This is a genomic window from Kitasatospora sp. NPDC059747 (assembly GCF_042732955.1).
Classification (GTDB): domain Bacteria; phylum Actinomycetota; class Actinomycetes; order Streptomycetales; family Streptomycetaceae; genus Kitasatospora.
Genome location: NZ_JBHWGV010000014.1, coordinates 16,108 through 24,344 on the forward strand (window position 1 = coordinate 16,108; position 8,237 = coordinate 24,344).

Genomic DNA, 8,237 nt, shown 5'->3' on the forward strand with positions numbered 1-8,237 from the left:
ACCACGCACAAACCGCTGAGGAACCCTCCGGGACGGGGCGCACGGCCGTATCCCCTGTTGGGGGCGCGAGGAGGGGCGAGGCGGCGGCCCCCTGAACCGCCGCTGCCGCACTCCCCCGATCACCGGTCGCGAGACCGAACGATCAACCTTCGCCCAGACCTGCCGGACCGGTCCAATTTCCGGTTCCATAACCTTGGGGCATGGATATCGACACCCGCCTGCTGCGCAGCTTCGCCGCGGTCTGCGAGGAGGGACAGCTCACGGCCGCCGCGGCCCGGCTGTTCGTCTCCCAGCCGACGCTGACCAAGCAGATCCGCCAGCTGGAGACGCTGCTCGGGGTCGAACTCTTCGAGCGCTCGCGCCGGGGCATGACCCCCACCCCGGCCGGCCGCGCGCTCGCCCAGCACGCCGGCGCGATGCTGGCCGGCTGGGACGAGGCGCTGCGCGCCACCAGGGCGGCCGCCGCCGAGCAGGTGGCGACGCTGCGGGTGGGGTTCGAGGGCGGCATCATCAACCTGATGACCCGCAGCACGGTCGCCGACTTCTCCCGGCGGATGCCCGGCTGGCAGGTGGAGCTGCGGCAGAACAACTGGTTCGACCCGACCTCGGGCCTGGCCACCGGCGAGATCGACCTCACCCTCTGGCACGCGCCGCCCTACCTGGCCTCGCAGTACAACGTCGCCGTGCTGGGCGAGGAACCGCGGGTGGTGGCGATGCCCGCCGGGCACCGGCTGGCATCGCTGGCGGAGGTACGGCTGGCGGACCTCCTGGACGAGCCGTTCGTCGCGATCCCGCACGAGGCCGGGCACTGGCGCGAGTACTGGCTCGCCGGCGAGGAGCGGCGCGGGCGTCCGGTGCGGATCGGCGCGGTGGCGCACAACACCGACGAGTGGCTGGCCGCGGTGGTGTGCGGCCAGGGCATCGGGATCGCACCGGAGACCATGAGCCGGCTGGCGCCGCGCGAGGACGTCGCGTACCGGCCGGTGGCGGACCTGAGTCCGAGCCAGGTCGGGCTCTACTGGCCCAGGGACCGCCAACTCACCCCGGCGATGGCCGCGTTCGTGCACAGCTGCCGGGCCACGTTCGGCTCCGCGGGCCGGGATCAGGGCACGCCCTAAGCCGCGGCCTCGAACGGCTCGGGGTAGCGGCACAGCCCGCGCGGCGCGCCGTCGTACCCGGGCAGCGCGAGCGTCTGGAAGTACGCCTCCGGCACCTCGAACGGGCCGGTCACCTCGTGCAACCGGGCCGGCGCGAAACCGAACCGGCGGTAGTAGGCCGGGTCGCCGAGGACGACCACGAGCTTCTCCCCCGCCTCCTCGGCCGCCGACAGCGCCGCGCGCACGACGAGTTCACCGACGCCCTTGCGCTGCCACTCCGGCGCGACCGCGACCGGCGCGAGCGCGAGGCCCTCACCGTCCGCGCCGACCCGCAACCGGGTCAGCAGGGCGTGCCCGATCACCAGCCCGCCGTCGTCGACCGCCACCACCGAGAGCCCGGGCAGCCAGGCCGGGTCGCGCCGCAGCGCGTCCACGAGGTCCGCCTCGTCCGGGCCCGGGAACGCCGCCATGTGGACCCGCCGGGTGGCCGGCGCGTCGTCCGGACATTCGACTCTGGTACTGACCTTCATGGGTGGTCAACCCTCCCTGTGTCACACGTCCTTGTGGACCGGCCCCGGACGGTGGGTGGACCGTCCGGGGCCGTTGCAGGTTAGCCGATGGTGCGTCAGCCCTTGGGCTGCGCCTCGGACTTGGCGTCCTCGCGGACCTTGGGCTGGGCGTCCACGCCGGCCTCGCGGCGCTGCGCCGCGGTGATCGGGGTCGGGGCGCCGGTCAGCGGGTCGCCGCCGGTGGACGTCTTCGGGAAGGCGATGACGTCCCGGATGGTGTCGTACCCGCCGAGGAGGGTGACGATCCGGTCCAGGCCGAAGGCGACGCCACCGTGCGGCGGCGGGCCGTAGTTGAAGGCGTCCAGCAGGAAGCCGAACTGCGAGGCCGCCTCCTCCTCGGACAGGCCGATCGCGTCGAACGCGCGCTTCTGGACGTCCCGCTGGTGGATACGGATCGAACCGCCGCCCAGCTCCGAGCCGTTGAGCACGAGGTCGTAGGCGTTGGACAGCGCCGAGCCCGGGTCGGTGTCGAAGGTGGCCAGCGACTCCGCGGTCGGGGCGGTGAACGGGTGGTGCACCGCGTGCCAGCCCTGGAACTCGCCCTTGTCGTCCTCGATCGGCTCGAACATCGGGAAGTCGACGACCCAGAGGAAGGCCCACTGCGACTCGTCGATCAGCTCGCAGCGGCGGCCGATCTCCAGACGGGCGGCGCCGAGCAGCTCCTGCGAGGCGCGCTCCTTGCCGGCCGCGAAGAAGATCGCGTCGCCGTTCTTGGCGCCGGCGGCGGCGGCCAGGCCGGCCAGGTGCTCCTCGGAGAGGTTCTTGGCGACCGGGCCGCGCAGCTCGCCGGTCTCGGCGTCGATGACGACGTAGGCCAGGCCGCGGGCGCCGCGCGCCTTGGCCCAGTCCTGCCAGGCGTCGAGGGCCTTGCGGGGCTGCGAGGCGCCGCCCGGCATGACCACGGCGCCGACGTACGGGGCCTGGAAGACGCGGAACTCGGTGCCCTTGAAGTACGCGGTGAGGTCGGTGAGTTCCTGGCCGAAGCGGACGTCCGGCTTGTCGGAGCCGTAGCGGGACATGGCGTCCGCGTAGGTCATCCGCGGCAGCGGGTTCGGGACCTCGTAGCCGTGCACCTCGCGCCAGATCGAGCCGACGATCTTCTCGCCGAGGGCCAGGATGTCCTCCTGGTCGACGAACGAGGCCTCGATGTCCAGCTGGGTGAACTCCGGCTGCCGGTCGGCACGGAAGTCCTCGTCGCGGAAGCAGCGGGCGATCTGGTAGTAGCGCTCCATGCCGGCCACCATCAGCAGCTGCTTGAACAGCTGGGGCGACTGCGGCAGGGCGTACCAGTGGCCGGGCTGCAGGCGGACCGGGACGAGGAAGTCGCGGGCGCCCTCGGGGGTGGAGCGGGTCAGGTACGGCGTCTCGATGTCGAGGAAGTCGTTCTCCTCCATCACCCGGCGGATGATGTTGTTGACCTTCGAGCGCAGTCGCAGGCCCTTGGCCGGGCCCTCGCGGCGCAGGTCCAGGTAGCGGTAGCGCAGCCGGACCTCCTCGTTGACCGTGCCCGGCTCGTACTCGGCGACGGGGAACGGCAGCGGCGCGGCCTCGGAGAGGACCTCGATGTCGCTGACGACGACCTCGACGGCGCCGGTCGGGATGTCGGGGTTCTCGTTGCCCTCGGGGCGCACCCGGACGTCGCCGACGACCTTGACGCAGTACTCGGCGCGAAGGCCGTGCACCGAGTCCAGGTCGCGGACCACGATCTGCACGGTGCCGGAGGCGTCGCGCAGGTCGATGAAGGCCACGCCGCCGTGGTCGCGGCGGCGGGCGACCCAGCCGGCCAGGGTGACGGTGGTGCCTGCGTGCTCCGGGCGGAGCGTGCCCGCGTCGTGCGTGCGGATCACAGCTGCTTCTCCTTCAGGGTGGTGACGAGTGCGTCGAGGGCGACGGGGGACTGCTCGCCGGTGCTCATGTCCTTGAGCTGGACGACGCCCTCGGCGAGGTCCCGGTCCCCGGCGATCAGGGCGAAGCGGGCGCCGGACCGGTCGGCGGACTTCATGGCGTTCTTGATGCTCTTGACGCCGAAGGCGAGGTCGGTGGCGACGCCGGCCCGGCGCAGCTCGACCACCTTGGCGAACAGCAGGTTCTTGGCCTCCTCGCCGAGCGCGACGGCGTAGACGGAGGTGGCGGCCGGCAGGTCGAGGACGACGCCCTCGGCCTCCAGCGCGAGGTAGGTGCGGTCCACGCCGAGGGCCCAGCCGACGGACGGCAGCGCCGGGCCGCCGATCATCTCGGACAGGCCGTCGTAGCGGCCGCCGCCGCCGATCGCGGACTGGGCGCCGAGGCCGTTGTGCACGAACTCGAAGGTGGTGCGGGTGTAGTAGTCCAGGCCGCGCACGAGCTTGGGGTCGTCGGTGAACGCGACGCCGTTGGCGGTGAGCAGCTCGCGGACCTTCTCGTCGTACGCCTTGCAGTCCTCGCACAGGAAGTCGCGCAGCATCGGCGCGCCGACGAGCTGCTCCTGGACGGACTCGCGCTTGTCGTCGAGGACGCGCAGCGGGTTGATCTCGGCGCGGCGGCGGGTCTCCTCGTCCAGGTCGAGGCCGGAGAGGAAGTCGATCAGGGCGGCGCGGTAGACCGGGCGGCACTGCTTGTCGCCGAGGCTGTTGAGCAGCAGCGTGTAGTTCGACAGGCCCAGCGAGCGGAACGCGTCGTCGGCGAGGATGATCAGCTCGGCGTCCAGCGCCGGGTCCTCGGCGCCGATCGCCTCGGCGCCGACCTGGGAGAACTGGCGGTAGCGGCCGGCCTGCGGGCGCTCGTAGCGGTAGTACGAGCCGGAGTACCAGAGCTTGACCGGCAGGTTGCCCAGCTTGTGCAGGTTGGCCTGGAGCGCGGCGCGCAGCACCGAGGCGGTGCCCTCGGGGCGCAGCGCGAGGTCCTCCTTGCCGCGCTTGGTGAGGGAGAACATCTCCTTGGTCACGATGTCGGTGGACTCGCCGACGCCGCGGGAGAACAGCTTCACGTCCTCGAAGACCGGGGTCTCGATGTAGCCGTAACCGGCCCGGCGGGCGGGCGCGGCGATGCGCTCGCGGATCGCCAGGAAGGTCGCGGAGCTGGGGGGCAGCAGGTCGTAGGTGCCCTTGGGGGCGGTGAAGGTGCTCAACTTCTCTTCCGTCACATTCCTCGTCGCGGGAAAGCCGGGGCGCCGGCCGCCCCCGCTGCCTGTCGGAGGTAGGGGTTGGTGGCGCGCTCGCGGCCGATGGTGGTCTGACCGCCGTGGCCGGAGAGGACCACGGTGGAATCGTCGAGGGGCAGGCACACCCGGGCCAGCGACCGCATGATCGCCTCGCTGTCCCCGCCCGGGAGGTCGGTGCGCCCGATGGAGCCGGCGAACAGCAGGTCGCCCGAGAAGAGCACCGGGGGGAGGTCCTCGGCTCCGGGCGTCCGGAAGGTCACCGACCCCCCGGTATGGCCCGGGGCGTGGTCCACGGTGAGCCGCAGGCCGGCCAGCTCCAGCACGCTGCCGTCGGTGAGCTCGCGGACGTCGTCGGGCTCGCCGACGGTGAGCTCGCCCATCAGCTGGGTGCCCAGGGAGCGGCCGAGCGCCTTCTCCGGGTCGGCCATCATGTACCGGTCCTCGGGGTGGATCCAGGCCGGGACGCCGCGGGCGCCGCAGACCGGGACCACCGAGGCGACGTGGTCGATGTGGCCGTGGGTGAGCAGCACGGCGACGGGCTTCAGCCGGTGCTCGCGGACCAGTTCCTCGACGCCGGCGGCGGCCTGGTGGCCGGGATCGACGATGACGCACTCCTCACCGGGCCCCGGCGCGACCAGGTAGCAGTTGGTGCCCCAGGCTCCAGCGGGGAATCCGGCGATGAACACGCGCGTCCTTCGGTGTGCGGCGACAGGCTGTGACGGCTGCCAGTACGGATGCTGCCAAGAGTGATTTAGGGGCAGCCTACCGGCGGTGCGGGTCCGGTTGCGAACCAGATTGGGGTGCCGGGCGCGGTTCGCCTGACAGGTTCACCGCCTTCTTACGGGCCGGGTCCCTACACTTGGCCGCCGATGGATGCGATGATCCGCTCCGGAATCCTTCACCATCCCTCCTCGCCCGCGATCGGGCGGGAGGCCCAGCGCACATCGTTCAGGAGACACGGCCGGTGGTCAGCAGCGAACAGCGGCGGCGGCAGCTCGCCCGCGAGAAGTACGAGCGCCAGATGGAGCGCCGCGTCGCGGCGGCGAGTGCCCGCAAGCGCCGCAACACGATCCTCGGCGCCTCGCTCGCCGTGGTGGTCCTGGCCGGCGGCGGCACCCTCTTCGCCACGGGCGCCTTCGGCTCGGACGACAAGGACAAGTCGAGCACCGCCCAGGCCGCGCCGACGCAGCCCGCGGCGACCGACGCCAGCGCGCCGCCCGCGCCGACCCGCAAGCCGGTCGAGGGCTGCACGGACCCGGCGCCGGGCAAGCCGAACGGCAAGCAGTGGCAGGCCGAGCCGGCCATGACGCTCGACGCCTCGGGCACCTACACGGCGACGCTGGACACCAACTGCGGCAAGGTGACGATCGCGCTGGACGCGGCCAAGGCCCCGCACGCGGCGAACTCCTTCGCCTTCCTGTCCGGCGAGCAGTACTTCGACCACACCAAGTGCCACCGCCTCACCACGGGCGGCATCTTCGTGCTCCAGTGCGGCGACCCGACCGCCAGCGCGACCGTGCCGGGTGGCATGGGCGGCCCCGGCTACAAGTTCGCCGACGAGAACCTGGCCGGCGCGACCTACCCGGCCGGCACCGTGGCGATGGCCAACTCCGGCCCGGGGACCAACGGGAGCCAGTTCTTCCTGGTCTACAAGGACACCCAGCTCGACCCGAAGTACACCCCCTTCGGCAAGATCACCGGGGGCCTGGACGTGCTGCAGAAGATCGCCGCCGCGGGCACCCTGGAGGGCCGCCCGGACGGCCACCCGATGGCCGACGTCACCCTCAACTCGGTGACCACGGCCAAGGGTTGACGAACCCCGGGGCCCGCCCCGGCGCGCTCCCGAGCGCGCTCCGGCGCGGCCCCGGCCCGAAATCGCCCGGCCCGGATGCGGACAGCACCGGGCCTGGTCGCCTATGTTGGCGTTGTGTAGGGTGCCCGGACCCGCCTTAGCCGTCACCCTCGGCGAGCAGGACACGGCGGACGGGGACGGCGGACTTCTTCGGTCCGCCGCACATCAACTGTGGACGACGGACGCGCGCCGCCCCGGCGCGGGCGCGACGTCATGTGGAGGACGCGCTATGAGCAGCGACCCGTGGGGCCGTGTCGACGAGCAGGGCACGGTCTACGTCAGGACGGCCGACGGCGAACGCGTCGTGGGTTCCTGGCAGGCCGGCTCGCCCGAGGAGGCCCTGGCCTACTTCGAGCGCAAGTACCAGGGCATCGAGGTGGAGATCGGCCTGCTGGAGAAGCGGGTGCGCACCACCGACCTGGCCGCCAAGGACGCCCAGACCGCGCTGGAGCACCTGCGCGCGCAGGTGACCGAGGGGCACGCGGTGGGCGACCTGGAGGCCCTGGCCAAGCGGCTGGACACGCTGGCCGGTGAGATCGAGACCCGGCGCGAGGAGCGCAAGGCCGCCCGGGCCAAGGCCCAGGACGAGACCCGCACCGCCAAGGAGGCGCTGGTCGCGGAGGCCGAGCAGCTCGCCGAGTCCACCCAGTGGCGGGAGGCCGGCGACCGGCTGCGCGCCCTGGTGGACACCTGGAAGGGCCTGCCCCGCCTGGACCGCAAGAGCGACGACGAGCTGTGGCACCGCTTCTCGCACGCCCGCTCGGTCTTCTCCAAGCACCGCAAGTCGCACTTCGCGGCGCTGGACAACGAGCGCGAGCAGGCCCGGCAGACCAAGGAGTCGCTGGTCACCGAGGCCGAGGCGCTGTCCTCGTCCACCGAGTGGGGCGACACCGCGGCCCGCTACCGCGACCTGATGGCGCGCTGGAAGGCCGCCGGGCGCGCCCAGCGGGACGTCGAGGACGAGCTGTGGGCGCGGTTCCGCGGCGCGCAGGACGTCTTCTTCCAGGCCCGTTCCGCGGTGTTCAGCGAGCGGGACGCCGAGCAGGTGGAGAACCAGAAGCTCAAGGAGGCGCTGGCGGTCGAGGCCGAGGCGATCCTGCCGATCACCGACCTCAAGGCCGCCAAGGCCGCGCTGCGCGAGGTCAACGAGCGCTGGGAGGCGATCGGGCACGTGCCGCGCGACGCCCGTCCGAAGCTGGACGGCCGGCTGAACGCGGTCGAGCGGGCGATCCGCGAGGCCGAGGACAGCGAGTGGAAGCGCTCCAACCCGGAGGCCAAGGCCCGCGCGGCCGGCATGGTCGGCCTCTTCCAGGCCAAGGCCGACAAGATCCAGGCCGACCTGGACAAGGCCCGCGCCGCCGGCAACGCCTCCAAGGTCACCAAGCTGGAGAAGGAGCTGGCCGGCGTCCAGGAACTGCTGGAGCAGGCCCACAAGAGCCAGGACGAGTTCAGCGGCTGATCCCCTCGGCCCGCTGAACGGCGAAGGCCCCCCCGGCCCGATGGTTACAAAAACCCCCGCGGGCGACCAGCCTGCCCCCGGCGCCCCCCCCCCCCGCCGCCGGGCGGGCGCCGCCCGCCCG

Annotated in this window: 7 protein-coding genes; 3 read left to right on the forward strand and 4 right to left on the reverse strand. The window is 72.6% G+C overall.

What is annotated here, in order from left to right:
- The first annotated feature begins 200 nt into the window (after positions 1 to 200).
- Positions 201 to 1,118 carry a LysR family transcriptional regulator gene (locus tag ACFV4G_RS08770; protein ID WP_380437986.1) on the forward strand — a complete coding sequence of 306 codons (918 nt, stop codon included), beginning with the start codon at positions 201 to 203 and terminating at the stop codon, positions 1,116 to 1,118.
- On the opposite strand, the gene ACFV4G_RS08775 is transcribed toward ACFV4G_RS08770, so the two are convergent.
- The 4 genes from ACFV4G_RS08775 to ACFV4G_RS08790 all read right to left on the reverse strand — a co-directional run bounded on the left by ACFV4G_RS08775 (position 1,115) and on the right by ACFV4G_RS08790 (position 5,491).
- Positions 1,115 to 1,627, reverse strand: a complete 513-nt coding sequence (locus ACFV4G_RS08775; RefSeq protein ID WP_380437988.1) for a GNAT family N-acetyltransferase — start codon at positions 1,625 to 1,627, stop codon at positions 1,115 to 1,117. The genes ACFV4G_RS08770 and ACFV4G_RS08775 overlap by 4 nt on opposite strands.
- Positions 1,628 to 1,722: 95 nt before the next feature.
- Entirely contained in the window at positions 1,723 to 3,513 is a 1,791-nt protein-coding gene (aspS, locus tag ACFV4G_RS08780; protein ID WP_380437990.1) for an aspartate--tRNA ligase, read from the reverse strand.
- A complete protein-coding gene (gene hisS / locus ACFV4G_RS08785; RefSeq protein ID WP_380437992.1) occupies positions 3,510 to 4,772 on the reverse strand; it encodes a histidine--tRNA ligase in 1,263 nt (420 codons plus the stop codon). Before hisS ends, aspS begins: the two co-directional genes overlap by 4 nt.
- Before the next feature lie 11 nt (positions 4,773 to 4,783).
- Positions 4,784 to 5,491, reverse strand: coding sequence for an MBL fold metallo-hydrolase (locus ACFV4G_RS08790; RefSeq protein WP_380437994.1), 708 nt, complete (start codon positions 5,489 to 5,491; stop codon positions 4,784 to 4,786).
- Positions 5,492 to 5,769: 278 nt separating this feature from the next.
- Here ACFV4G_RS08790 and ACFV4G_RS08795 point away from each other — a divergent pair, with 278 nt between their 5' ends.
- A complete protein-coding gene (locus tag ACFV4G_RS08795; RefSeq protein WP_380437996.1) occupies positions 5,770 to 6,618 on the forward strand; it encodes a peptidylprolyl isomerase in 849 nt (282 codons plus the stop codon).
- 268 nt (positions 6,619 to 6,886) lie between these two features.
- Positions 6,887 to 8,116, forward strand: coding sequence for a DUF349 domain-containing protein (locus ACFV4G_RS08800; RefSeq protein WP_380437997.1), 1,230 nt, complete (start codon positions 6,887 to 6,889; stop codon positions 8,114 to 8,116).
- Positions 8,117 to 8,237 lie beyond the last annotated feature (121 nt).

Coding starts and splice junctions, on each gene's coding strand:
- ACFV4G_RS08770 (WP_380437986.1), top strand. CDS start 201: ATGGATATCGACACCCGCCTGCTGCGCAGCTTCGCCGCGGTCTGCGAG.
- ACFV4G_RS08775 (WP_380437988.1), bottom strand. CDS start 1,627: ATGAAGGTCAGTACCAGAGTCGAATGTCCGGACGACGCGCCGGCCACC.
- ACFV4G_RS08800 (WP_380437997.1), top strand. CDS start 6,887: ATGAGCAGCGACCCGTGGGGCCGTGTCGACGAGCAGGGCACGGTCTAC.